The organism is Exiguobacterium sp. UBA6282, assembly GCF_002440475.1.
Classification (GTDB): Bacteria; Bacillota; Bacilli; order Exiguobacteriales; family Exiguobacteriaceae; genus Exiguobacterium_A.
Genome location: NZ_DJUM01000020.1, coordinates 261,573 through 287,040 on the forward strand (window position 1 = coordinate 261,573; position 25,468 = coordinate 287,040).

The following is a 25,468-nucleotide window of genomic DNA, read 5'->3' on the forward strand; positions in this document are numbered from 1 at the left end:
GCTTCCTTTTTTACGTTGTTTTTCATAGAGAGTGAAGAATTAGCGAACCGTCCGGATCGGAGCTCGTTCGTATTGCTTCGGCAAGGCGACCGTATCTCCTAGTTCGGCTGCCGCATGATAGACCCAATAAGGTTGGCGAAGAAGTTCACGTGCGAGCAGGACAATATCTGCTCGACCGTTACGGACGATTTCTTCTGCATGAGCTGCTGTCGTAATCAATCCAACCGCTCCTGTTGCCATGCCTGTCTCTCGTTTCAATTCTTCCGCATAGCTCACTTGATAGCCCGGATATACTTCCGGTACAGCATTGGCGACGACAGCACCTGAACTACAGTCGAGTAGGTCGATGTTACGTGCTGCTAGTTCTTTCGCAAGTGGAATATAATCCGTCGCCGTCATTCCCCCTGTTGCGTGATCCGCTGCTGAAATCCGGACCCAAATCGAGAGCTGTGAGACTGCTTGAATTCCATCAATGATTTCTAACAACAAGCGCATCCGATTTTCAGTCGATCCGCCGTACTGGTCTTCTCGAATATTGGATAACGGAGAGAGGAACGTGTTCAATAAATAACCATGTGCGCCATGGATTTCAATGAAGTCATATCCTGCTCGTTCCGCTCTTAATGCTGCATCGATGAACTGTTGTTTGATTGTCGCGATTTCCTCAAGTGTCAATGCATGTGGATGCATATACGTATCATCAAACGGTAAAGCGCTCGGTGCGACGGGTGGTTCTGCCGTCGTGCTTTTACGCCCGGCATGGGCCAGTTGGATCCCCGCTTTTGCGCCCGCTGCTTTGACTTGCTCTGCGATTCGTTGTAATCCTTCGATATGTGCATCTGACCAGATCCCAAGGTCCCCAGCTGAAATGCGACCATCTGGCGTGACAGCACTCGCTTCTAAAATGACACCACCAACGCCTCCCATTGCACGGGTTGCATAGTGTGTGACGTGCCAATCCGTCACGAGTCCATCTTCTTTTGCACTGTACATGCACATTGGCGCCATAATGACCCGATTGCGGAATGTCAACGTTCCGAGTTGAACCGTATCAAACAACTTCGTCTTCATCTTTCTTCCCCCTTATAGCTTCGGACGATAGAAAGCACGATTATCTAGTGCAAATGATCGTTCTGAGAACTGTCCCGGTTCGACATATTCAAGAAGACGATCCATCATCGTCATTCGCGCATCGAGGTTATCGATCAAGAACAAGACTTCAGCCTCACGCATTTGTGGTGCTACAGCAGATCCCCATTCCGGTCGTCCATGATGGCTTAAGACGAGATGTTGCAAGACAGTCAGTACTTCTGCGTCAATTTGTAATTCTGCTCCGACTTTTTCGAGTTCCGCTACCATCATCGTAATATGACCGACGAGTTTACCAGGCAACGTATATTCCGGTGCAACCGGATCGGATAACTCCTTGATTTTCGCATAATCGTGTAGAATGATGCCACTGATTAGCACGTCACGGTTTAAGGTCGGATAGAGTTGAGCGATTTGATCCGCTAAGCGCAACATCGAAAGGACGTGGTACGACAGTCCCGAGTAAAAGGCATGATGGTTCTTGACCGCTGCCGGATGCGTGAAGTAGGCGTCAAATCGTGAAGTGATCAAATGTTTGACGAGCTTTTTCATGTCACTGTTTTGAATCGATTCTATGAACGCGAGTACTTCCGTCTCAATCTGCTCTCGTGGAATAGGTGCTGATTGAACATAGTCCTCGACATTCGTCTCCTCTAGGACCGTAATTTGTTTGAGCTTCAGTTGTGTCCGTCCTCGATAGTCCATGACTTCTCCAGCAGCATGAACGATTGACTTTGGCGCATATTTTTCAAGGTCACTCGTATCCCACATCTTCGTCTCGATTTCGCCTGTCTTATCCGTCAAGATGAGCGTCAGGTATGGTTTCCCATTTGCTGCAATTCCTTTGACTGCTTGCTTGATCATCGCTCGTTGATCGAGCGTTTCTCCAACTGCTAACTTCCCGATTCCTTTCATTCTTGAAACACGTCCTTTATCTGTAAAATAGGTGTCTTTTTTATATTCCATTGACTACACTTAAGGCATATACTATTTCATTCTACTATATGGGAGTCATGAACATGGAACTGGAACCTCAATTTAATTGGTCCCGCTATCTTGATTTAGCTGACTATGAACAAATATTTCCGACGGCTGCCGTCGACCAATCCGAAATGGACTGGATCACGCAGTTGCGATCGAAAGATATGAACTTCACGCGTTCAGAAAAAGGGGTTCTTTACGGTGCTGTCGTCACATGGCAAAATCCCGTCGACAAAAGTGACCGTCGCTCGATTTGCTTTTATGTAACGAAAGAAAAACTGATCACGATCGGATTGTCGGATTCAATCGTGTCCCTAGTCGCACCCTATTCTCCCGCTCATCCATTCGCGGCTTTTTATACGATTCTCGCTTTACAGTTGAATACGTATTTCGCCGGTATCGATCAGTTTGAGACAGAACTGTTTTCAAGACAAGATGAACTACGCGGCAGCATCAATGAAGATTCGCTTGATAGCATCTTCGCGCTACGCGACACGATTGAGAACTGGTCCGATTTGATCGTTCCATTTCAAGAACTCGTCATGGCTGGCGAAGAGTCGTTTCTCGAGGAAGAAACGTATCTTGAGGACATTTCCTTGAAACTAGCTACGAAACGTGTCCGCCGTCTGTTGATGCTCATTGAACACTACCAAAAAGACATTGAAGTCCTTCTCGACTTATCAACGACCGTTTCGAACTTCCGAGGAAACGAGATTATGAAGGCATTAACGATCTTTACTGCCGTCGCGACACCGACGATGGCCCTCGGTGCGATTTGGGGGATGAACTTTAAAATCATGCCGGAATTAGACTGGAAATACGGCTACGCCATATCCCTCGGTCTAATCTTTTTATCGACTAGTGGTATCTTTTACTGGATGCGCTGGCGTGGATGGTTAGGCGCTCTTGTGCGTATGCCAAAGAATAGTCGACCAAAAAAATAGATATCAGAACATAAGTTCGTTATACTAATTGTATCATATCCACTGAAAGGAGACGCTTGTCCGATGGAACGAAAAATCATTCATATTGACATGGACGCCTTTTATGCTTCCGTCGAGCAACGCGATCGTCCTCGATTAAAAGGTGTTCCTGTCGTCGTCGGTGGACCCCCTCATGCCCGTGGTGTCGTAGCGACCTGTTCCTATGAAGCACGGAAATACGGTATCCATAGCGCGATGCCTTCAAGACGCGCGTTCCAACTGTGCCCTCGCGCGGTCTTCATTCGTCCTCGTTTTGATGTCTACCGGACCGTCAGTGCGCAAATCATGGAGCTTTTTCGAGAAGTGACACCGCTCGTCGAGCCGCTCTCGCTTGATGAGGCGTATCTTGACGTCACGGAAAATTATTTCGATCAAAAAAGTGCGACGTATATTGCGCAATATATCCTGAAACAAATTAAAGAACGGACGGGTCTGACAGCCTCTGCCGGTGTCTCTAACTCTAAGCTCGTCGCGAAGGTCGCTTCCGGATATGAAAAGCCAAACGGGATGACCGTCGTCCCACCAGAAGAAGTTCTCAATTTCTTGTCTCCATTGAAAATTGGAGATTTACATGGCGTCGGAAAAGTCACGGAACAAGCGTTACGAAAACAAGGGATTGAAACCGTCGCAGATGTTCAAGCAATGCCCGTCGAACAATTGCGGGCTTTGCTTGGACGCGATCGGGGAACGGAACTACATGCGATGGCGCATGGAATCGATGAACGACCAGTTCGTCCGGAACGCGAGCGAAAATCGATTGGTTCTGAGACTACCTTTGAAGAAGATACGGAGGATATCGATACGATATTTGAGACGTTGATTCGAGAATCAAAATCTGTCATTGCAAGTCTTCAAAAAAAAGAACTCGTCTGCCGAACGATTACGATCAAGTGGAAGACCGACACATTCCAGTCACGTTCGAAACGGCATACGTTTGCAGAAGAGACGGCGGACGAAGAACGATTACTTGAGGAAACAACGAAACTGTTCAATGGCATTACCTTCGATGGACCAATCCGCTTGATTGGTATGACGGTGAGTCACCTCACAGCTCCTCCCGCTGCGAGACAGTTGACGTGGCAGGACTTGGACTTACGCTTGTGAAATGAATAGCGATTCATTATACTGAGTACAAGACCAATCAGACAAGGGGGAACAAGTATGCAGTATACGATTACAGTATTTTCAGATCGTGGTGAAACGTTACTCGATGACGTCTTTGAAGCAGAGACGGATGGTCAGGCACGAGAAGAAGGGATTCGGCGCTTGAATGAAAGCGGTTATGCCCATCATGCAGCTCGCGTTACACGTTCAGGTCGTCTCATTCATTTCGAGCGCGCTTACTTACCACGAATCGTTCCTGCTTCATCTTAAACCATACTAAAAAAGGAAGACGCGCTATATCGGCACGTCTTCCTTTTGTTTACTTATTGCACGTCGTCTTGTTGCTCCATCATTGGCGCATAGAGCTCTTCTAACGGCTTCATGATGATTTGTGTGACTTCCGTCAACATCGTGTGCATCCGTTGCTCTTCTTGCATCAGCTGACTGATCAATGGGTTGTTTTGGACTTCAAGCATCTTTGTTTGGGCAGACGCCATATCGTCTGGTGTAATTTCTTCACCCTGCATCTGTTTTTGTTGTAATTCGAGTTGGATGTTACGGAACGATGCGAACAATTCGTTTGATTCCGGATCTGCGTTAACTTGCGTATACAAATCTTTTAATGTCGTGTACTCCGAAGTTTCGCGCAATGCGCGCTCCAGTGTGTACGCGTGATCGTATAAGTTTGTTTCTGCCATGAGTAAAACCTCCAATTTGTTTAGACGAGATAAAGCCCCGCCTGTATCAATCCAATTAAACCACCTAACAACCCTCCAAGCCAAGTGATAGCCCGGAATTCCCGCTTGGAAATCGATAAGACGATTTCCTCGAGATACGCAGTGTCCAGCAAATCAACCTCTTCTCGAACGATTGTTTCGAGATCGAGCGTCTGAAGGATCTGCCCGATTTGATTCGTCGTCCGTTCGAATAGATGATCGATGATGACAGGGACATGTTGCTCGATTAATTGTGACTCAAGTGGATTCAACCAGACGCGTAACGGTGTAGCAAGCATCGATTCAATCGGTAAACGTGCCATGATCTGTTCTTTGACAGTCTGTCGAATCCGTGACTCGGTCTCTTCTGTCAGATAAGACGACAGCGGACGATCCAGCCCCTTTTGCCATTCCTGACGTAATAAGGCAAGAATGAATTGAGACGTCGACTCTGATTGAAGTACCCGTTTCAGCTCCGGCTGAATCATATCAACGACGTTGACGTTCGCGAGTAACATCCCAAACATCCCACCTCCGAGACGCTGTTGGATAAAACGAGCAACAGTCTCCTCCAGTTGCAGACGTCCTTCAGGTCCATCAAAATATACCTCTGCTTGGTGCAATACAGATGTGACGAGTCTTGGCATGACTTCCTCGATTTTTTGTTCTCCGCCTTCTCCGATCAAGTCGCGTACGGATTGCTCGCGCCATTTATTCATCAGACTCGAAAACTCCCGCTCCAAGTGATAACTGATTTTCCCATGGATCCGTTGTTTCGGTTCGTCGATGAATCGACTAATCCACGCTTCCGTCGTCTCTTCCGAGCGTGTCCATTTCATGACTTCTTGTTCGACAAGCCGCGTGACGGCTCCACGAACAGCTGGTGACGCGAGACGTTTCCCGATTCCTTCTGGCGTCAAGAGATGCTTGACGACCGTCCGTCCGAGATTTGCTGCCAGTTCATTCCGTCGTTTTGGAATCAGACCAGGCGTGAATGGTACGCGAAATTTTCCAATGTATTTCGGTTCAAGTGGTCGAAACAACATTCGGATCGCCAAATGGTTCGTGATCGCTCCGATGAGGGCACCGATGATGACGATTCCAACAAGCTTCAACACGAGTAACAAAGTGTCTGACATAAGTTATCATTCCTTCCGATTTTCGACTTATGGTAAAGTCGAGATAGTTAGTTATGTACGATTTAGGAGTGATGCCGTGTGTTACGACAACTGATGACTGTATTCAATGACCAGCTTACGACCGATCCGAATCTGTATTGCCAGGAACAGTATAGCGTATATCGTCTTACAGATGGGCTTTGTTTTGGGATCAAGACGACTGCCATCTCCGACCGTGAACAACAACTGCTTGATGTATTTGCCGAGCGCATCATCACGACGTCGCGGTCAGATATCGATCTATGGCGAGAACGTCTCCAATCTGCTCATGCTGTGGAAGATCGACCATTTCGACTTGTCCACTTTTTATTTAATCCAACTGATGAACGTACGAGTGAGGAAATCCAACAACTGCTCTCCTCTTTCTTTTCGCAGACCAGTACGCTCATTCCTTTCAGTACTCATCGTTTTACGATCATCGAACGAGAAGAATTCGTTATTGAGGCAGAACTACACGATTTATTTTTAGCACTACAGTCTGATTTTGTGCTCGATGGTAAGGTGTTGCTTGGTCAACAGCGTGCTACCGGCGACATTGCCGTTCAATTCCAACTCGAACAAGCAGCGCTCACCTCCGTCCCTTCTACGCAAATCGAACGTTTTTTACCTGCCATGACTCGTCTTGCAAGTCTAGATGACCGATATCGGGCAACACTCGTCGATCAGTTCATCCTGTCCCTCGAGCCAGAGTCTCGTGAGACGATCCTCGCTTTTTGCCGAGCTAACTTGAATGTCTCTTTGACAGCAAAACATCTATACTTACATCGGAACAGTCTCCAGTATCGACTTGACCGCTTAACGGAACAGACAGAAATCGATGTTCGGTCGTTTGAAGGGGCCACTTTTCTTTATACCTTGTTACTTGTAGCATGATGCCTAATTGAAAACGTTTGCATTTAGTCAGGTTGTCCATAGGCAGACTACCTGACTTCTTTTATACTATTTCTTGTAAGCGTTATTATTTCATCATTTACTAGGGGGAACTACAACATGGCTGAAATTCGTCTTGAACATATCGATAAAATCTACTCAGGTGATGCAAAAGCGGTTGATGATTTCAATCTGCATATTAAAGATAAGGAATTCATCGTCTTCGTTGGACCATCTGGTTGTGGGAAATCGACGACACTCCGGATGATCGCTGGACTTGAAGAAATCTCAGGTGGAGACTTTATCATCGACGGTAAACGCATGAATGATGTAGCGCCAAAAGATCGCGATATCGCGATGGTCTTCCAAAACTACGCTTTGTATCCACACATGAACGTCTTCGATAACATGGCGTTCGGATTAAAGCTTCGGAAGTTCCCGAAAGATGAAATCAAGCAACGCGTTGATAACGCAGCTCGTATCCTTGGTCTTGAAGAATATCTCGAGCGGAAGCCAAAAGCACTCTCTGGTGGTCAGCGTCAACGGGTCGCGATTGGTCGCGCCATCGTTCGTGATGCTAAAGTCTTCTTAATGGATGAGCCGCTCTCGAACTTGGACGCTAAATTACGTGTACAAATGCGTAAGGAGATCATTCAGTTACACAAACGTCTTGAGACGACGACGATTTACGTCACGCACGATCAGACGGAAGCGATGACGCTTGCGACACGGATCGTCATCATGAAAGCCGGAATCATTCAACAAGTCGGTACGCCGAAGGAAGTCTATGATCACCCGGATAACATGTTCGTTGCTGGATTCATCGGTTCACCATCGATGAACTTCTTGACAGGTAAACTGGCAGAAGACGGTCTCTTCCATGTTTCAGGAACAGAAGAGAAATTCGAAGTACCAGAAGGAAAAATGAAAGTTCTCCGCGACCGCGGTTACACGAATAAAGATCTCGTCCTCGGAATTCGTCCAGAAGACATCCATGCGGAATTGATCTACCAAGACACTAAAACAGCACATCGTTTCCCAGCGCATATCGAAGTTTCTGAATTGATGGGTGCAGAGTCTTATCTCTACTCAAAAGTCGGACAACAAGCATTCACGGCACGTGTCGATTCACGTTCACATGTCGAGATGGGATCACAGCTTGATCTCTTCTTCGATATGACAAAAGCACACTTCTTCGATGCTTCAACAGAAGCAACGATTCGTTAATCACATCATCGATCAGTTATGATGTTTCAGACTGTCCATTTAAGGGCAGTCTTTTTTATTGACAGACGTTCCTGTAACTTTGTATGATACTGCTTGTAGCTTAAAATTAATCCTATTCGAAAACTAGGAATTGAAATCATTCATTTATAAAAGGAGAGAGCGCTATGAAACACGGTTTGAAATTAGCTGTAGCAGCATTATCGACAGCGGGGGTGCTTGCAGCATGCGGCGCTTCGAACGACAACGCAGGTTCTGGTAAAGAGTCAAAAGTCATTACAGTCGGAACGGAAGCAACATACCCACCATTCACGTACAAAGAAAAAGGAAAATTGATGGGTTATGACGTAGATGTCATGAACGAAGTCGCAAAACGTGCTGGCTATAAAGTCGATTACAAAGCGATGGACTTTAAAGGACTCATCCCGGCACTCGATTCAAAACGAATCGATGTCATTGCGAACCAAATGGGGATCACACCTGAGCGTCAAGAAAAGTACGCTTTTTCTGATGCGTATACGGTTTCTGGTTCAACGATCATCGTTAACAATAAAACGAATGACATCAAAACACTCGATGACTTAAAAGGAAAAACAGTCGGTTCGACACAAGGTTCACTTTATGCAAAAACGGCTGAAAAAGCAGGCGCTAAAGTAAAATACTATAAAGGTGCGAATCAAGTCTTAAAAGACCTTGAAGCGGGTCGCGTTGATGCAGCCATGAACGATCGCCTCTTCGTTTTGACGGAGTTGAAAAAAGCTGGCTATAAAGTCAAAGCTGTCGGTGAGACGTTCGATAAGAACGAATCTGGCTTCATGATGGCGAAAAATAGCAAGTATACAAAAGACTTCAACAAAGCACTCGCTGAGATGCAAGAAGACGGCACTCTTGCAAAAATCGGTAAGAAGTACTTCAACGAGGATATCAGTAAGTGAGTGAATTACTGACGATCGTCCGAGATAACTCGGACGTCTACGCAAAGGCGATTGGCACGACCCTTCTAGCAAGTGGTCTCGCCATCGTCTTTGCGCTTATTCTCGGGTTGATTCTTGCCATCATGCGTGATAGCCGCGTTGCCGTTTTCAGCGGTTTTGCACGTTTATACGTCTCGTTCTTCCGCGGAACGCCACTCTTGTTGCAAATCTTGATTCTTTATAATGGTCTCGTCACGCTTCAATTAACTGGATTCCAAGCACTTGCCTTCGGTTTGTCGCTTCACTTTTCCGCATATATTTCGGAATCGTTCCGCGCTGCCATCTCCTCTGTCGATCGTGGACAATGGGAAGCTGCTGACTCACTTGGAATTCCGCGTCGCAAGACATTCAAGGACGTTATCTTGCCGCAAGCACTATCTCGGGCGATTCCACCGCTTTCGAACTCTGTCATCGATATCATCAAGTCGACATCACTCGGTACGATCGTTGCTGTCGAGGAATTAACGTACGTCTCTGACCAGATTTCAGCGACGACATACCTCGTCATGCCGCTACTTTTGTTCTCCGCTGCAATTTACTGGATCATGTCAACACTTATTCAAAGCGTCCAACATCGTTTAGAAGCACGTTTCAGCATTCCAGAATGAATTTTTCACACTTGGAACCGTTAGGATTTCAAGTGTATTTTTTTAGATTTTTTGAGGTTTAGCACTAGTCAATCCGGGAATAATCAAGTATACTGATAAAAATCAGAATTATCTGACAAATTACAAAGGAGCGTGGCCGAGATGAAACAAGTAATTGAAGCTTTCCGTAGACAAGATGCAGAGCAGCGAATTCCAGTGCTACGTCTCGAAATCGATTATGAGCTCAGTACGCTCTTCGATGCGATTCAAGCCAATGACCAAGCTGGCATGTCAGCAAGTAAAGATCGTTTAGATAAATATCGTCAGGAGATGCTTCGCTTAGAAGCTTAACCTCATAGATCTCCCATCTCTCCTCCCCCTTGAGATGGGACTTTTTTTGTTTACTGTTACTCTATTCATAAAAGAGAGGATCGTTTCCAGATCGTGTACTGGTCGATCCTCTCGCTTCATTTCTTAAACAGAAAATATTTTATGCGTTTATTTCTGTCTCACAGTCTAGATTAATCGACATCACGACCTCGTGATGCCTTCAAAATCTCAAACCATTGCTCGCGCGTCAACGACAGATTCGTCGAACGAACAGCAGATTCGATGCGTTCAATCTTACCAGAACCAACGATCGGCATGATACGTGCTGGATGTTTAAGTAACCATGCATATGCGACTTCGTCGATTTTTTTTGCCCCGATCTTTTCAGCGATCTCAGCTAATTTTTCACGTAACGGTGCGTATCGCTCGTCCTTAAAGAGACGACCGCCCGCAAGCGGACTCCATGCCATCAATGGCATCTCATTTTCATGACACAGATCGACGGATCCATCCTCGAAATGTTTCAGTTCCGAAACCGATAACTCGAGTTGGTTCGTCACGAGCATGAACGGTAAGCGTGATTGTATAAGACTCTGTTGTGCAGGTGTATGGTTCGATAGACCGAATGTCCGTACCTTACCCGCGTCCTTCAGCTCAACGAACGCTTCTGCAATCTCGTTCGGATCCATCAATGGATCTGGACGGTGAATCAACAACGTATCGACGTACTCGACACCGAGTTCTTGCAGGGAACGATTGACCTGTTTGATAATATGCTCTTTCGTCGTATCATAGAACGATAATGACTGATCCGAGAAATGATTCCCTTTCATCTTGATGCCCGTCTTCGTGACGATCTCCATCCGGTCACGTAATTCCGGTTTTAAGGCAAGAGCTTCCCCGAATAAGCGTTCATTCGTATAATCGCCATAGATATCTGCGTGATCAAACGTCGTAATTCCTAAAGCAAGGCATGCTTCAATCAATTCAAGACGCTCTTCCTTCGTCATTTCCCATTCATTCAATCGCCACAGACCATGAATGATCCGTGAGAATGATAAATCTTCTGTTAGCTGAATCCGTTCCATGTTTCTTCCACTCCTCTATCGTATGAACTCTATCTCGTTTACTGTACCTCAAAATGGTAACGGTTGCACGAATTTCAATTTTCAATGCTCTAAGACAAAAAACAGGATTCCGTCATCGACGGAATCCTGTTTAGGACTTATTGAATTTGCTCGACTTCCTGCATGACTTCATCTTCGATTTGCTGACGTTTTCGTGTCGTCTCAGCAGCATCTGGTGACGTGACGCTGAAATAGAACTTAATTTTTGGTTCCGTGCCCGATGGACGAAGGCAGAACCACGATCCATCACTGAGCGTGAACTTCAAGACATTGGATTTTGGCAGATTGATCGGTGAGGGTTGATGTGTCTTCAGATCGTGAGCGATGCTCGCATCATAATCCTCGAACAAGACGACCTGTTCTCCAGCCACTTGTTTTGGTGGATTCTCACGGAACGTATCCATGATACGACCAATCTGTGCCACGCCATCCTTCCCTTTGAGCGTCAGAGAGCGGAGTGACTCTTCAAAGTACCCGAACTGCTCGTAAATCGACTGTAATGCCTCATAGAGCGTCCGTCCTTCTTTTTTGTGATACGCAGCCATCTCAGCAGCTAACAAGCACGCTTGGACGGCATCCTTGTCGCGGCAGAAGTCCCCGATGAGATATCCATAGCTCTCTTCATAGCCGAAGAGATACTCATATTGACCCGATGCATTGTATTGTTTGATTTTTTCCCCGATGAACTTAAAGCCTGTCAACGTGTTCTCGACATGGAGATCATAATGACGTGCAATCAACGCACCTAGTTCTGAAGTAACGATTGTCTTCGCGACAAATCCGTTCTCTGGTAGTGTCCCCTGCGCCGCTTTTTGTGAAAGGATGTAGTCAAGCAACAATGCCCCCGTCTGATTCCCTGTCAAGACTGTCCATTCTCCGTCTGCATCACGTGTTGCTACTCCGACGCGGTCAGCATCGGGATCCGTCGCAATCAAGATATCGGCATCTGTACGATCTCCGTATTCGATCGCCAGTTTAAAGGCAGCATGTTCTTCCGGGTTCGGTGACGTCACGGTCGGGAATGCACCGTCTGGCTCTGCTTGCTCCTTGACGACTGTCACGTGTTCGAAACCGTAACGTTTCAAGCCTTCTGTTACCGGTACAAGACCTGTTCCGTGAAGTGGAGTGAAAACGATTTTTAGTGGATCGGCTAATTCCGATTGGATTGAAGGTAAGACACGAATCGTCTGTAATTTTTCTTGATACGCTTCGTCAAGTTCTTCGCCGACACGGACGATTAAACCGTTCGCACGAAGGACTTCTTCTTGCTCAAGTTCAATCGACAGCTCGTCTTCGATTTGACTGACGTACGATACGAGTTCATCCGCTTCTTTTGGTGGAAGTTGTCCACCGTCGTCTCCGTACACTTTATATCCGTTGTATTCTGGTGGGTTATGACTCGCCGTAATGACGATCCCGCCCGCTGCTTGTAAAGACCGAACCGCAAACGAAAGTTCTGGTGTCGGACGTAGACCGTCGAACAGATACGCTTTGATGCCGTTACTTGCGAGCGTCCGTGCCGCCTCCAGCGCAAATTCTGGTGAGAAATGGCGTGAATCGTGTGCGATGACGATTCCTTTTGCTGCCGCTTCTTCTCCTGATGCCTTAATGAATGCTGCGAACCCTTGTGATGCTTTTCGAACCGTATACACATTCATCCGGTTCGTTCCGACACCGATCTCCCCGCGCATACCACCTGTTCCAAACTCGAGTTCTTTATAGAATGCTTCTTCAGCTGCTTTTTCATCCGCTGCTAGCGTGACGAGTTCTTCTTTTAATGTACTGTCAAGATCAGCGAACTGATCCCATTTTTGATAGGTTTCTTTCCATGACATAGTAAATCGACTCCTTTTTGAATGAGGGTAAGACTTGCGATGATGCGATACCTTTCATATGATTAACACTAGAAAGGGTAAGGTGATGAGGCATGTTTCCTACGATTCAAATGGCAGACCTTCAACAGCTCGTCCGTACGGATCAGATTCGCTGGTTTGACTGCCGCTATGACTTACAACAACCTGAATATGGACGAAATGCTTTCTTAGAACAACACGTCGAAGGTGCACAGCACCTGGATTTAACGACTGACCTTTCTGGTCCAATCGATGAGGTCGGTGGTAGGCATCCGCTTCCTTCAAAAGAAGCGTGGCAACACACACTGGAACAGCATGGTGTGACCCCGGAAGACTTCGTCGTTTTGTATGACGATGGTTTTCCATATGCCGCTCGTGCATGGTGGTTATTTAAATGGATCGGACATGAGCGTGTCGTCGTTCTCGAGGGCGGATTCTCCTCTTACCTAGCGTTCGATCTTCCGGTTACAGACGAGACTTTTACTTATGAACCCTCTCAGTACACGCCGCGTTTCCAAGACGAGATGCTCGTCTCGTTCGAAGAGCTAAAGGATCAGCTGACAGAAACGCTGGTCATCGATTCCCGAGCGCCCGATCGGTATCGCGGAGAAATCGAACCACTCGATCATGTCGCCGGACACATTCCGGGTGCCGTAAATTGTTACTTTGAACAAGCACTCTCACCAGATGGTCGTTTACGAGACGCGGAAGATTTGAAAGAACTATACGCCGACATCCTGCCGGTCACGGCACCTATCCTCTACTGTGGAAGCGGTGTGACAGCGTGCGTCAATGTCATCGCTCTCCACTCACTCGGGAAAACCGATGTCCGGCTCTACGCCGGCTCTTATAGTGATTGGGTCAGCCGCGGTGAAGACGTCTCCCGTTCGTAAACATCAGACGCTGACAGAAATATCTGTCAGTGTTTTTTTGTTTAGAGTTGAATTGGTTTGATGTTCCAGATCGCATTCGCATACTCTTTAATCGTTCGATCACTTGAGAACACACCTGACCGAGCAATATTAAGAATGACACGTTTATACCATTCTTCCGGTTGCTGATACATCCGATCGATACGTTCCTGCGCTTGTTGATACGACATGAAGTCTTTCAGGATCAGATACTCATCATTATACGTCAATAATGAATCGTAAATTGCTTGGAATTCACCCGGAGCAAATAATGTCCCGTCGACGAGACTATCGATGATTCGTCGCAACTCGGGTTGGGCACTGTATTGATCATACGCACTATAACCGCCGTATTGCTTATAATTCATGACTTCCTGCGGCGTTAAGCCGAAGATGAAGATGTTCGCATCCCCAACTTCATCTCGAATTTCGATGTTCGCTCCGTCGAGCGTTCCAATCGTCAAAGCGCCATTCATCATGAACTTCATATTGCCGGTTCCAGAGGCTTCATAGCTGGCAGTCGAAATCTGCTCACTGACATCACTTGCCGGGAAAATCTTTTCAGCAAGCGATACACGATAGTTTTCTAGGAAGACGACTTTCAAGTATGGGCTGACCTCTGGATCCTGATTAATTAAGCGAGCTAACGCATTGATATAACGAATGACTTCTTTTGCATAATGATAGCCTGGCGCTGCCTTTGCACCAAAGATGAATGTCCGCGGTGTCATCGTAAAGGAACGGTCTTCCTTCAGACGATAATAGAGCGAATGAATGTGTAACGCATTTAAGAGTTGACGTTTGTACGCATGCAATCGCTTGACTTGAACATCAAAAATCGAGTTTGGATCAACGACGATACCTGTTTCCTTTTCAATGAGCAACGCTAATTCTTCCTTACGCTGAAGCTTGATCTCGGCGATGTCCTTCTGCAGTGCTGAATCCTCTGCCCATTTCGTCAATTTTTGCAAATCGGACGGATGCTGAATCCAACCATCCCCGATCGCTTCTGTCACACGGTTTGCCAGTGCTGGGTTCGATGAGAGAAGCCAGCGACGATGTGTAATCCCGTTCGTCTTATTATTAAATCGAAGCGGAAACATCTCATAAAATAGTCGCATCTCGCGCTGCTTCAGAATCTCAGTATGAATCTGAGCGACACCGTTCGTTGAATGCGTGCCGACGACAGCCAGATTCGCCATGTTGATCCGATCGTCCGCGATGATGGCGATATCTCGCATATGTGCTTCCATGTGTGGATAGTTCGCCAGCACATCTTTACAGAAGCGTCGGTTGATTTCCTCGATGATGAGATAGATGCGTGGCAACAAGCGACGGAACAAATCAACCGGCCAACGTTCGAGTGCTTCTGATAATAACGTGTGGTTCGTAAACGACATGACACTCTTCGTGATCCGCCATGCTTCTTCCCATCCAAACCTTTCTTCATCAACAAGAATCCGCATCAATTCCGGAATCGCGACGACCGGATGCGTATCATTGATATGAATGGCAATATGATTCCCGAGTTGCTTCAATGAATGGTTTCGTTTTTTAAAGGACGTCAAGATACTCCGTAATCCTGCAGAGACGAAGAAATATTGTTGCTTCAGACGGAGTTCTTTTCCTTCGTACGTCGTATCATCCGGATACAAGAACTCTGAAATCGTCTGAATCGATTGTTTATGTGCCAGTAAATCTTTGTAGTTCCCACGGTATTGACTAAGTAATTCATCATCATCAAGCGGAGACTCAGCACTCCAGAGTCGCAGGTTATTGACAACCTTGTTTTGATAGCCAACGATCGGCATATCGTACGGAACAGCACGGACGACTTCAGTCGGTTCATGATGGACGCGATACCCATCACCGACTTCTTCGAGCCACACATGTCCACCGAATGAAACATCGACCGCTTTATCAGAACGTCTAATTTCCCACATGTTTCCGTTCTTCAGCCAGTTATCCGGTAGCTCGACTTGATAGCCATCGATGATTTTTTGCTTAAACAGACCATATTGGTATCGGATACCGTTCCCATGTCCCGGTAGACCAAGCGCAGCCAAGGAATCAAGAAAACAGGCTGCGAGACGACCGAGCCCTCCGTTTCCGAGTCCTGGTTCCGGCTCTTCTTCTGTCAGATCACTGAGCTGATATCCGAGTTCTTCCAGTCCCCGTTCCACATCCTTTAAGACGTCAAGACTTAATAGGTTGTTATGCAAGAAACGTCCGAGCAAAAACTCGAGTGAAAAGTAATAGACTTGCTTACTTTTTTTATGGGTATATGTTTCCTTTGTCCGTAACCAATCGGTCGTGACCGTCTCACGTACCAGATAAGCAAGTGTCTGATAGATATCGTTTTCTGTTGCTTCCGTTATTGCCTTGCCATGCATCGAAACGAATCGTTCCGTAAACCTCTCCTTGAACTTCTCTATATCTTTGAACATGACGTAACTCCTTTTCCCAGTGATACGATCAAGTGGCGGACGGTGCAATCAAACGATATAACGCCAAGTATTCGTCGGCTGAACGCAACCAACTGAAATCCTCATTCATCGCCGTCTCAATCAAGTGCTCAAAGACCGGGCGATCATGATAGACCTCAATGGTACGTTTAATCGCTTCTAAAAACTCATGTGCATTATAATTCGCGAACGAGAATCCATTTCCTTCTAACGTAAACTGATTGAATGGCTTGACCGTATCACGAAGACCACCTGTTTCCCGGACGACTGGTAAACAGCCGTACTTCATCGAAATCAACTGACTGAGACCACATGGTTCAAAACGCGAAGGCATCAAGAAGGCGTCACTGCCCGCATAGATTCGTTGCGCGAGACCAACGTCGAACCCGATGTAAGAAGCGATTTTGTCTGGACGAATCGATGTCGCATGATGGAACAACCCTTCATATTCCGCTTCACCTGATCCAAGGATGATGAACTGCGCATCGAGTTCAAACAAATCTGGCAAGATATGCGCGAGCAAATCAATCCCCTTTTGGTCGACGAGACGAGAAACGAAACCAAACAATGGTACATCCGGATTGATGGGGAGACCTAGTTCTTCTTGTAAGGCAGCTTTGTTCTTCGCCTTTCCTTCCGTGACGGTATCGACCGAATACGTCTCAACGAGATGCGTATCATGTGCAGGATCAAATTGACGATAGTCGATTCCATTCAAGATTCCGCGTACGTCGACAGCGCGATGTTGTAAGACGGGTTCAAGCGTCTCACCGTAATACGGATCCATGATCTCATCACGATATGATGGACTGACTGTCGTGATTTGATTGGAATGGACGAGTCCTGCCTTCATGTAATTGACGAGACCGTTATGAGCAATACCATCAGCTGTGAAGTGTTCATGACTCAATCCAAGTAAATCACCGAGTACTTCCTCCGGGAAAACACCTTGATATTGTAGATTGTGAATCGTAAAGACCGTTTTAATGTCTTGATAGCGCTCTAGGTGCTGATAATGGATCCGTAGGAACGCCGGAATCACACCTGTTTGCCAATCGTGACAATGGATGACGTCCGGTACTTCTTTCCGATCGAGATGTTGAATCATCTCAAGAACGGCACGTGAAAAATACGCAAATCGTTCCGCATCATCGTAATGTCCATAAATGACACCATCGCGTTTGAAATAGTACTCATTATCGATGAAATAGAACGTCACACCATCTTGTTTTAATCGGAGGACAGCACCAAATTGCTGTCGCCAGCCAACTGGTACGATGAAGTCGAATAAAAACTCCATCTCTGATTTGTATTGTTCCTTGATTTGACCATAATTGGGTAAGACGACCGAAACGTCTGCCCCTTCCTCAGCAAGCGCTAAAGGGAGCGAGCCGACGACGTCAGCTAGCCCCCCTGTCTTGATGAAGGGTGTCGCTTCCGTGGCAGCAAACCATACCTTCATGAATGACATCTCCTTTAAACGATTGTTTGTTTTTTGATGACGATTGGTTCTTCTGCCGTACCGCGAATGACTTGACCGCGTTTGACGGTCACTTCTTTGTCGAGAATCGCGTACTCAACGACTGCGCCTTCTTCAATGACCGATTTTTGCATGATGATCGAGTTTTTGACGCGCGCATGCTTTCCGACTTTAACACCACGGAACAGGATGCTATCCGTCGTCGTGCCTTCTAACTTACAGCCGTTTGCGACGAGTGAGTTCTTAATCGCTGAACCTGGCAAATAACGTGTCGGCGGTTCATGCTTGATTTTCGTGTAGACATGCTGGAAGTCGTTGATTGCTCCCCACTGTTCAAGCAATAGCATGCTCTCACGGTAGTATGAACGAAGTGAGTGGATGACTTGTGATGTACCACGATATTCATAACCATGTACATGCAAGCGATTTAGCTGCGAACGGATGATACTTTGTAGTAAATCGTACTCGCCACGCGCAATCGCCTCATCAATCAAACGAACGAATAGGTTCTTCGATAGAACGACCGTTTCCATGTAGAACGTCTCATCAGTCGGCTGGAACCCTCGTGATCCGATTGCAGTCACGCGGTTCTGCTCGCCAAAGCGAATTGGACGGCAGTATTTGCAAGGCAGTTCACGCTTCGTATAAACGACTGTGATATCCGCATTCGATTCTTTATGTTCGCGCAAGACATCACGATAATCTACGGCTGATAAGATGTTCGAACCAGAGACGACGACATAGTTCTCCTTACTGCGCAGGAAGAAATCGCGATGAAGGTGGAAGTTTGAGAGATCTCCCCGGAACTCATTCGCATCTTGTGATAATGCAGGCGGGAAGATGTAGAGTCCACCGTTTGAACGGTCAAGATCCCACTCTTTNNCCGATGTTCGCGATATCGTTTTGTACCATGTTCGTTAATGTAAAATCGATCAATCGATAACGACCCGCAAATGGCACAGCTGCCAAGTTACGATGCTCTGTTAGTTCTTTGAAAAATCCTTCTTCACCACTTAGATTGATGACGCCTAATAAATCGACCTTCATTCGAATATCCCCCTTATTGAATTGCTTCTTTGATGACTTCGTTCTTTTTAACGATGCTGTCTGCTTCAATGACGAAGACTTCTCCGTCCGGAGATCCAATCGTCGCACCATCTTCAACGATGACACCATCTGCTAAAATCGCCCGGTGAATCGTGACGTCTCGTCCGATTTTAACGTTCGGGAAGATGACTGAGTCTTTGACGAGTGATCCTTCCGCTACTTCTACACCATGGAAGAGGACTGAATGATTAATTTCACCTTCGATATGGCATCCTTCATTGATGATTGATGACTCGACCGTTGCAGCGTTCCCGATATATTGAGGTTGTTGGTTCGGGTTGACAGAATAGACTTTCCAAGATGGATCGTATAAATCAAATTCTGGTTCTGCCGTCAACAAATCCATGTTTGCTTCCCAGAGCGATTGAATCGTTCCGACGTCTTTCCAATATCCTTTGAATTTATACGCACGGATATTCAGATTTTCAAAGAGCATGTTCGGAATGATGTTCTTACCGAAGTCGAAGCTTGATTCCGCATCCCCTGCATCTTGAATCAAATGACGCTTCAATACATCCCAGTTAAAGACATAGATTCCCATCGATGCGAGATTCGATTTTGGATTCTCTGGCTTTTCTTCGAATTCATTGATCCGGAGATCATCGTCGGTATTGAGAATTCCGAATCGTGGTGCTTCTTCCCATGGGACCTCACGTACAGAAATCGTCACGTCAGCTCCACCAAGTCGATGCTCCTCGATCATTTTTTCATAATCCATTTTATAAATATGATCGCCTGATAGGACGAGTACATAGTCAGGGTCGAATTGGTTGATGTAACTCATGTTTCGATAAATGGCATTCGCTGTTCCTTCATACCAGTTCTTTCCGTTTTGAGCTTGGTAAGGAGGTAGAATCGTTAAACCACCGTTACGTCGATCTAAATCCCACGCACTCCCGATTCCGAGATAGCGGTTCAATTCAAGTGGTTCATATTGCGTTAACACGCCGACTGTATTGATTCCTGAGTTCGTACAGTTCGAAAGCGGGAAATCAATGATGCGGTATTTTCCTCCAAATGCAACAGCTGGTTTTGCAGTATGTTTCGTTAAAGCTCCCAGACGTTTCCCTTCTCCGCCTGCAAGTAACATCGCAACGACATTCTTTTTAGCCATTTCGTCCCCTCCATTTATGCTCTTTTTTTCAGACAATTTGAGTTATAAAATCCACAGATACTTCTATATACCCAATCTTTTCTCTTTTTAATATAACATTCCTGCAAAATAGGTTTATTAAAATACAAAAATCGAAAAAAAATCTACTGATTTCTCCATAAAAGACCGATAATAGGAATGAAATGGCTTTTTGAAAGGAGTTCTCATGCGAATTACCACCGGATATCTCGTCTTATTTGGTCTTGCGACGATGCTTGTATTTTCCTTATTTTCAATTAAAGATGAGTTGAACACAGCACGCACATTTTTTTTCTGGGCCGACGAACAGACGACACGACATCCACTGACCTCCTACCAACCGATCACTGTAACGTACGAAAACAAACAGGTCGAGCTTTATGATGGATTACGACGGGATGACTTGACGCCTCAAACATTACCCAAAAAAGTCGAGCAAGCGTTTGTAGCAATCGAAGATCAACGTTTTTATCAACATGACGGTTATGACATCACAGGAATCTTACGTGCATTTACTAAAAACCAGTCTGATTCTAAATCCCAAGGCGGAAGTACGATCACACAACAACTAGCAAGAATGACATACCTATCAAACGAAAAAACGTATACTAGAAAAATAAAAGAGCTGTTAATCGCTGTTTCTTTAGAACAGAAATATTCTAAAAAAGAACTAATGACGGCTTATGTCAATCAAGCATATTTTGCGAATAATATTTACGGGATCGAACTGGCCGCAAAATCATATTTCAATAAGCCAGCGCGCGAGTTAAATTGGTCTGAAATCAGCTTTTTGACAGCGATTCCGAACAATCCGTCACTCTACGATCCGCTTCGTTTTCCTGAAAATACAAAAAAACGTCAGCAACGAATCGCTCAAGCATTAGTGCGCGATCGTGTACTGACGAAAGATTTTACTATTTCTCATGTGACACCTCGATCCTATAAGCCGCGGGTTCCTTATCCGGACTATATCGATGCAACCGTCCAAGCTGCCATCCGGATGACCGCTCAACAGCACGGATGGAGTGAGAAGCATGCTTCGGAATATCTACATCAACAAGGTGCGATCATTTCGACATATCTCGACTCAGCCGAGCAACAACGAGCTAAAGAAGCTCTTCGTCGTCTACCAGACCCGATTGAGGGAGCCTATGTTGGCATTGATGGACAAACACACGGGGTTACGGCTTTAGTCGGCTACAAATCAAATTTGACCGGTCAGTTCAACCGAGCAGTGCAGTCGTACCGACAACCTGGTTCAGCCATCAAACCGTTACTTGTCTATGGTCCTTATCTCGAGAAGACGAAAGCTCGATTGTCGAGTACATTAGACGGTAGTCCTGTCTGTATCGATGGATACTGTCCATCAAATAGCGGAAATCGGATCCTTGGACAAGTGACGATTGCCGATGCGATCGCTTATTCTTATAACACACCAGCGATCCGTGCTTTTGCTGTTTCTTTCCAAGAAGGATTGAAGTCCATCCGTCCGTTCCATTTCAGTCAGTGGACACGGAAGGATGATGCCTTCACGAGCGCTTTAGGCGGTTTGCAGTACGGCATTAGTCCGTTTGAACTGACAAATGCCTATACCGTATTCGTAAATGACGGGCTCTATCGACCGGCTTCGATGATTAAAAGTATTACACTTCGAAATGGAACGGTCGAACGACCGCAGGAAAAGGAACAACGGATTTGGTCCAGTCAGACGAACCGTGAATTACGGGCTGGTTTAAAGAATGTCATGACGTATGGGACAGGGCGCAAAGGATACGATCCCTCCGCGCGCTATATCGGAGGAAAAACAGGAACAACGAATGATAATAAGGACATGTGGTTCGTCGGTATCAAAAATCAACACATCGGGGGTATTTGGTTAGGAGCTGACCGTCCCCGCCCTTTCCCTGCTGAAGCCAATGCAACGTTACAGGTCCAGACGTGGGCGACGATTTTACGTCCTTGAGTCAACTCGGAAATAAAATTGCTTCTCCAAAGGAATTGAATAAGGTCAGACCAACCCATGATAGACCAGCGAGTAGAACGCCCCAGGCTAAGAAGGAGAAGATGATCAACCCAACAGCTCCAGCCGCACTCGTCATTTTACTAATCTGTACCGTGTAAAAGATAAAATAGATGAAGAAGGATACAAGCAATACGATCCCGACGTGCAAGAAGGACGTCATGAAAGCAAAGCTGACACATCCTCCGACGAGCAGGAGAATACTGCCCGGACGTAACATACCGAGTGTCGTTCCCTCTTGTTCTTTGATGAAAAAGGCGAAACCAAGCTGATTGATCGTGTCCGATAGTAGTTTAAGCGAACTAAAGATCATGAAATAGACGATCAAAAAACCAAGCCAAACGACGAGCTTCGTATCACGTGCCGTCAGTAGCTGGAGCAGTTCATCGTACACGCCGACTTGATCGAGCCAATGCAATGCAAGTTCCGTCGTCGCGATCGCAAGGGATGTACTAAATAACAAGATGCTGATCAGTGGGGCATAACTTAATAGGTAAACGTTCGTACGCATGTGGAGTCTCCATTCATAGAAAATTCATATGTAGCACACAATTTCACTTACAGGTATACTATAATAGATTATATCGGTTCAAGAGACTGAAGGGGGAAACAAAAATGGCATTTATCTTAATGGTCGGCGTAAGTCTTGCGTTTTTGACAGCAATCTTCACTGCAGGCTACAACAAAAAACCTGAAGGTAACGAATAACTCATAAAAGCTCCATCCTGAATCAGGATGGAGCTTTTGCTTTACAGAAGACCTGCGTATCCTTGCTGACGTAATGCTTCATAGACGATGATCGCTGCCGTGTTCGAGACGTTCAGTGAACGAACGAGATTCGATTGGGGTAAACGGATACACCGTTCTGCGTTTGCATCGATGACTTCAAGCGGCAATCCTTTTGTTTCCCGACCAAAGACGAAGAAATAGTCCTGTTCAACGTCCGATAAGTCAATCTGACTTGGGTACTGTTCCCCGTATTTCGTAATATAGTAGAAAACACCTTCCGGATGTTTTTCCCACAGTTCTTCTAACGAATCATGATAACGGACATCGACAAATTCCCAGTAGTCAAGACCCGCACGTTTAAGTTGCTTATCGTCTGTCGAGAAGCCGAGCGGTCGGATCAAGTGAAGGACGGAATGCGTCGCTGCACATGTTCGCGAAATATTACCTGTATTTTGAGGAATTTCCGGTTGATACATAACGACATGAATAGCCATGGTTCAATTCTCTCCTATCTCATGCGCTAAAAGCGCTTCTTTATGGGCAATTCCGCTTGCGAAACCCGTCAATTTACCGGTCGCCCCGATGACACGGTGGCATGGATAAATCAATGCGATCGGATTCCGATTCAAGGCACCGCCAACAGCTCGTGCTGCCTGTGGTTTTCCAATCATTCGAGCCAGTTCACCATAACTGATCGTCTGACCGAACGGAACGGTTCGCAAAGCTTGTAACACTTTCTCTGCAAATGGTGTGACACGCAACTGACAAGGAAGCGCATCAAGCGCTTGTACCTCTCCTTGTGCATAACGATCAAACGCCATACGCCAAGCTTTCGGTAATGTACCTTCGTCTGTCTCTTCTGCTAAATAGGTCCGAGCACGATCTTTATTCAATCCAAAATCGAGGTACACGATTTGCTCTTTTTCCCATGCGACGAGCAATGTACCGAACTTATAAGTGAGCTGTTGAAATGGCATCTGCTTCCCCCCACTCTTCAATTAACCGTTGTCCTTCTGTCTGAACATCCACTGCAGTATCCGCTAAAAGACGGGATTCGATGTACGACTTCTCATCAATTCCGCCAATCCGACCGACTGCCCAGAGTGCAAGCGCCCGCATGTCTTCGCGGGCATCTGTTTCCGTCATTAACCGTAGCGCGTCAATAGCACTCTTGTCTCGATAATGAACAAGCGCACAAATCGCATTACGTTGAATCGGCTTCTTACCACGCCATGCTCCGGATAATGTTCCGAAACGACTCTTGAACTCACGGTTACTCATTGATAAGAGTGGAACAAGGAGCGGTTTGACCTGCTCCGGATCCGGTTGTAGTTCAACATGATGTGTCGCATTCTTCTTCCGGTTATATGGACATACTTGCTGACATGTATCACACCCATACAGACGGTTCCCAAGCGCCATCCGAAACGGTTCTGGCAGTAACGTTTTCGTCTGTGTTAAAAACGAGATACATCGTTTAGCGTCGATGACACCAGGTTCAACTAGCGCATCCGTCGGACAAGCATCGATACATTTATTGCATGTTCCACATAATTCTTCGACTGGCTGATCCGGCGGCAAGACGAGGTCAGTAATCAATTCACCGAGATAAAGATACGATCCGTGCTCTTCACTGATGATCGAGCAATTTTTACCACTGAATCCAATACCTGCTCGTTCTGCTACTGCACGATCGACGAGTTCTCCTGTATCGACCATCGAGCGCGTCCTTGCACCTGGACTCAACTCTTGAATTTTTTCTTCAAGCAACGTCAAACGTTGTCGCAACGCCTGATGGTAATCCAGTCCCCAGGACGATCGACAAAAAATACCCCGCCGCTCCCCTTCCTTGCCACGAGGTGCATTTTTGAGAGTACTTGGATACGCGACCGCAATGGCAATGATCGAAGCCGCATCTTCTACGAGTAACGAAGGAGTCGTTCGTAGATCGAGATCGGGCTCTTCAAAACCAGAAGCAAATCCTTTCTCCTGTTGTGCTTGAAGTCGACGTTTTAAGACAAGAAAAGGGTCAGCCGTCGTCACCTTCAGCTCATCGATTCCAATCTCAACTGCGTACTCTTGTAAAGCCAATTTCAATTGTACACCATCCATTACGACTCGCTCCTTTCCTCTTAAGATTCCTTCCTAAACAAAAAGAGCAAGGTGTCAGCGAAAACGACACATTGCTCTTTTTAGGTAAGCGGGTGAAGGGAATCGAACCCTCGTCATCAGCTTGGAAGGCTGAGGTTTTACCATTAAACTACACCCGCATGATCAGGTGAAACATCAGATTGTGTAAAAAGTATAAAGCGGGTGAAGGGAATCGAACCCTCGTCATCAGCTTGGAAGGCTGAGGTTTTACCATTAAACTACACCCGCAAGATACCGGTGGTCGGAATCGAACCGACACTCCAAAGGAACACGATTTTGAGTCGTGCGCGTCTACCAGTTCCGCCACACCGGCACAATCTCTTGCAAAACTATTTAATTGAGAAATAGTTGGAGGCGCCAGTCAGAATCGAACTGACGATAAAGGAGTTGCAGTCCTCTGCCTTACCACTTGGCTATGGCGCCACTCATTGGAGCGGAAGACGGGATTCGAACCCGC

At 46.2% G+C, this 25,468-nt stretch carries 24 protein-coding genes and 4 tRNA genes; 10 read left to right on the plus strand and 18 right to left on the minus strand.

Features of this window, described 5'->3' with window-relative positions; all coding sequences use genetic code 11:
* Positions 1–39 precede the first annotated feature (39 nt).
* Together namA and B2751_RS06295 are read right to left on the minus strand one after the other, a co-directional pair.
* On the minus strand, positions 40–1,071 hold the full coding sequence (gene namA, locus B2751_RS06290) for an NADPH dehydrogenase NamA (RefSeq protein WP_056059956.1): 1,032 nt from the start codon (positions 1,069–1,071) through the stop codon (positions 40–42).
* Positions 1,072–1,083: 12 nt separating this feature from the next.
* On the minus strand, positions 1,084–2,004 hold the full coding sequence (locus tag B2751_RS06295) for an HD domain-containing protein (RefSeq protein ID WP_290773577.1): 921 nt from the start codon (positions 2,002–2,004) through the stop codon (positions 1,084–1,086).
* A gap of 104 nt (positions 2,005–2,108) precedes the next feature.
* On the opposite strand from B2751_RS06295, the gene B2751_RS06300 reads away from it, so the two are divergent.
* The 3 genes from B2751_RS06300 (at position 2,109) to B2751_RS06310 (ending at position 4,427) form a co-directional block, all read left to right on the plus strand.
* Complete coding sequence (locus tag B2751_RS06300; RefSeq protein ID WP_290773580.1) at positions 2,109–3,014, plus strand: magnesium transporter CorA family protein; 906 nt, start codon at positions 2,109–2,111, stop codon at positions 3,012–3,014.
* Positions 3,015–3,077: 63 nt separating this feature from the next.
* A complete protein-coding gene (dinB, locus tag B2751_RS06305; RefSeq protein WP_056059951.1) occupies positions 3,078–4,157 on the plus strand; it encodes a DNA polymerase IV in 1,080 nt (359 codons plus the stop codon).
* A 57-nt stretch (positions 4,158–4,214) separates the two neighbouring features.
* Entirely contained in the window at positions 4,215–4,427 is a 213-nt protein-coding gene (locus B2751_RS06310; protein ID WP_056059948.1) for a YhzD family protein, read from the plus strand.
* Positions 4,428–4,480: 53 nt separating this feature from the next.
* Here B2751_RS06310 and B2751_RS06315 read toward each other — a convergent pair whose 3' ends face one another.
* Both B2751_RS06315 and B2751_RS06320 read right to left on the minus strand, forming a co-directional pair.
* On the minus strand, positions 4,481–4,855 hold the full coding sequence (locus tag B2751_RS06315) for a YlbF family regulator (protein ID WP_023467337.1): 375 nt from the start codon (positions 4,853–4,855) through the stop codon (positions 4,481–4,483).
* A gap of 20 nt (positions 4,856–4,875) precedes the next feature.
* Positions 4,876–6,012 carry a DUF445 family protein gene (locus B2751_RS06320; RefSeq protein ID WP_290773585.1) on the minus strand — a complete coding sequence of 379 codons (1,137 nt, stop codon included), beginning with the start codon at positions 6,010–6,012 and terminating at the stop codon, positions 4,876–4,878.
* Positions 6,013–6,090: 78 nt separating this feature from the next.
* Between B2751_RS06320 and B2751_RS06325 the strand changes: the two genes are divergently transcribed.
* The 5 genes from B2751_RS06325 to B2751_RS06345 all read left to right on the plus strand — a co-directional run bounded on the left by B2751_RS06325 (position 6,091) and on the right by B2751_RS06345 (position 10,057).
* Positions 6,091–6,924 carry a helix-turn-helix domain-containing protein gene (locus B2751_RS06325; RefSeq protein WP_290773588.1) on the plus strand — a complete coding sequence of 278 codons (834 nt, stop codon included), beginning with the start codon at positions 6,091–6,093 and terminating at the stop codon, positions 6,922–6,924.
* A gap of 117 nt (positions 6,925–7,041) precedes the next feature.
* Complete coding sequence (locus tag B2751_RS06330) at positions 7,042–8,148, plus strand: ABC transporter ATP-binding protein (protein ID WP_035409428.1); 1,107 nt, start codon at positions 7,042–7,044, stop codon at positions 8,146–8,148.
* 164 nt (positions 8,149–8,312) lie between these two features.
* Positions 8,313–9,080, plus strand: a complete 768-nt coding sequence (locus tag B2751_RS06335) for a transporter substrate-binding domain-containing protein (protein ID WP_056059940.1) — start codon at positions 8,313–8,315, stop codon at positions 9,078–9,080.
* On the plus strand, positions 9,077–9,727 hold the full coding sequence (locus B2751_RS06340; protein WP_290773592.1) for an amino acid ABC transporter permease: 651 nt from the start codon (positions 9,077–9,079) through the stop codon (positions 9,725–9,727). Before B2751_RS06335 ends, B2751_RS06340 begins: the two co-directional genes overlap by 4 nt.
* A 141-nt stretch (positions 9,728–9,868) precedes the next feature.
* Positions 9,869–10,057: a hypothetical protein gene (locus B2751_RS06345; RefSeq protein WP_035409434.1), complete on the plus strand. Its 189-nt coding sequence runs from the start codon at positions 9,869–9,871 to the stop codon at positions 10,055–10,057.
* A gap of 170 nt (positions 10,058–10,227) precedes the next feature.
* On the opposite strand, the gene B2751_RS06350 is transcribed toward B2751_RS06345, so the two are convergent.
* Positions 10,228–11,124 (minus strand): aldo/keto reductase, encoded by an 897-nt coding sequence (locus tag B2751_RS06350; protein WP_290773594.1) that lies wholly within the window; start codon positions 11,122–11,124, stop codon positions 10,228–10,230.
* A gap of 137 nt (positions 11,125–11,261) precedes the next feature.
* On the minus strand, positions 11,262–12,998 hold the full coding sequence (locus tag B2751_RS06355) for a phospho-sugar mutase (RefSeq protein WP_056059933.1): 1,737 nt from the start codon (positions 12,996–12,998) through the stop codon (positions 11,262–11,264).
* A 92-nt stretch (positions 12,999–13,090) separates the two neighbouring features.
* On the opposite strand from B2751_RS06355, the gene B2751_RS06360 reads away from it, so the two are divergent.
* Positions 13,091–13,909 (plus strand): sulfurtransferase, encoded by an 819-nt coding sequence (locus B2751_RS06360; protein WP_290773596.1) that lies wholly within the window; start codon positions 13,091–13,093, stop codon positions 13,907–13,909.
* A 41-nt stretch (positions 13,910–13,950) separates the two neighbouring features.
* On the opposite strand, the gene B2751_RS06365 is transcribed toward B2751_RS06360, so the two are convergent.
* The 4 genes from B2751_RS06365 to B2751_RS06380 form a co-directional block, all read right to left on the minus strand.
* A complete protein-coding gene (locus B2751_RS06365) occupies positions 13,951–16,374 on the minus strand; it encodes a glycogen/starch/alpha-glucan phosphorylase (RefSeq protein WP_290773599.1) in 2,424 nt (807 codons plus the stop codon).
* Positions 16,375–16,402: 28 nt separating this feature from the next.
* Positions 16,403–17,854, minus strand: a complete 1,452-nt coding sequence (glgA, locus tag B2751_RS06370) for a glycogen synthase GlgA (protein WP_029340919.1) — start codon at positions 17,852–17,854, stop codon at positions 16,403–16,405.
* Positions 17,855–17,868: 14 nt separating this feature from the next.
* Positions 17,869–18,771 (minus strand): glucose-1-phosphate adenylyltransferase subunit GlgD, encoded by a 903-nt coding sequence (gene glgD, locus B2751_RS06375; RefSeq protein ID WP_349679886.1) that lies wholly within the window; start codon positions 18,769–18,771, stop codon positions 17,869–17,871.
* Between the two features lie 161 nt (positions 18,772–18,932).
* Positions 18,933–20,093 carry a glucose-1-phosphate adenylyltransferase gene (locus tag B2751_RS06380; RefSeq protein WP_290773602.1) on the minus strand — a complete coding sequence of 387 codons (1,161 nt, stop codon included), beginning with the start codon at positions 20,091–20,093 and terminating at the stop codon, positions 18,933–18,935.
* A gap of 205 nt (positions 20,094–20,298) precedes the next feature.
* On the opposite strand from B2751_RS06380, the gene B2751_RS06385 reads away from it, so the two are divergent.
* A complete protein-coding gene (locus B2751_RS06385) occupies positions 20,299–22,074 on the plus strand; it encodes a transglycosylase domain-containing protein (protein ID WP_290773604.1) in 1,776 nt (591 codons plus the stop codon).
* A gap of 1 nt (position 22,075) precedes the next feature.
* Here B2751_RS06385 and B2751_RS06390 read toward each other — a convergent pair whose 3' ends face one another.
* The 8 genes from B2751_RS06390 to B2751_RS06425 all read right to left on the minus strand — a co-directional run bounded on the left by B2751_RS06390 (position 22,076) and on the right by B2751_RS06425 (position 25,434).
* Complete coding sequence (locus B2751_RS06390) at positions 22,076–22,642, minus strand: DUF5366 family protein (RefSeq protein ID WP_035409453.1); 567 nt, start codon at positions 22,640–22,642, stop codon at positions 22,076–22,078.
* A gap of 238 nt (positions 22,643–22,880) precedes the next feature.
* Positions 22,881–23,354 (minus strand): tRNA (uridine(34)/cytosine(34)/5-carboxymethylaminomethyluridine(34)-2'-O)-methyltransferase TrmL, encoded by a 474-nt coding sequence (gene trmL / locus B2751_RS06395; RefSeq protein ID WP_214856782.1) that lies wholly within the window; start codon positions 23,352–23,354, stop codon positions 22,881–22,883.
* A gap of 3 nt (positions 23,355–23,357) precedes the next feature.
* Positions 23,358–23,837: a methylated-DNA--[protein]-cysteine S-methyltransferase gene (locus tag B2751_RS06400; protein WP_035409455.1), complete on the minus strand. Its 480-nt coding sequence runs from the start codon at positions 23,835–23,837 to the stop codon at positions 23,358–23,360.
* Entirely contained in the window at positions 23,812–24,972 is a 1,161-nt protein-coding gene (gene queG, locus B2751_RS06405; RefSeq protein WP_035409457.1) for a tRNA epoxyqueuosine(34) reductase QueG, read from the minus strand. The genes B2751_RS06400 and queG overlap by 26 nt, the downstream gene beginning before the upstream one ends.
* A gap of 87 nt (positions 24,973–25,059) precedes the next feature.
* A tRNA-Gly gene (locus tag B2751_RS06410) sits at positions 25,060–25,130 on the minus strand.
* A 38-nt stretch (positions 25,131–25,168) separates the two neighbouring features.
* Positions 25,169–25,239, minus strand: a tRNA-Gly gene (locus B2751_RS06415).
* Positions 25,240–25,243: 4 nt separating this feature from the next.
* Positions 25,244–25,324 (minus strand) — tRNA-Leu (locus B2751_RS06420).
* 36 nt (positions 25,325–25,360) lie between these two features.
* Positions 25,361–25,434: transfer RNA gene (locus B2751_RS06425), tRNA-Cys, on the minus strand.
* Positions 25,435–25,468 lie beyond the last annotated feature (34 nt).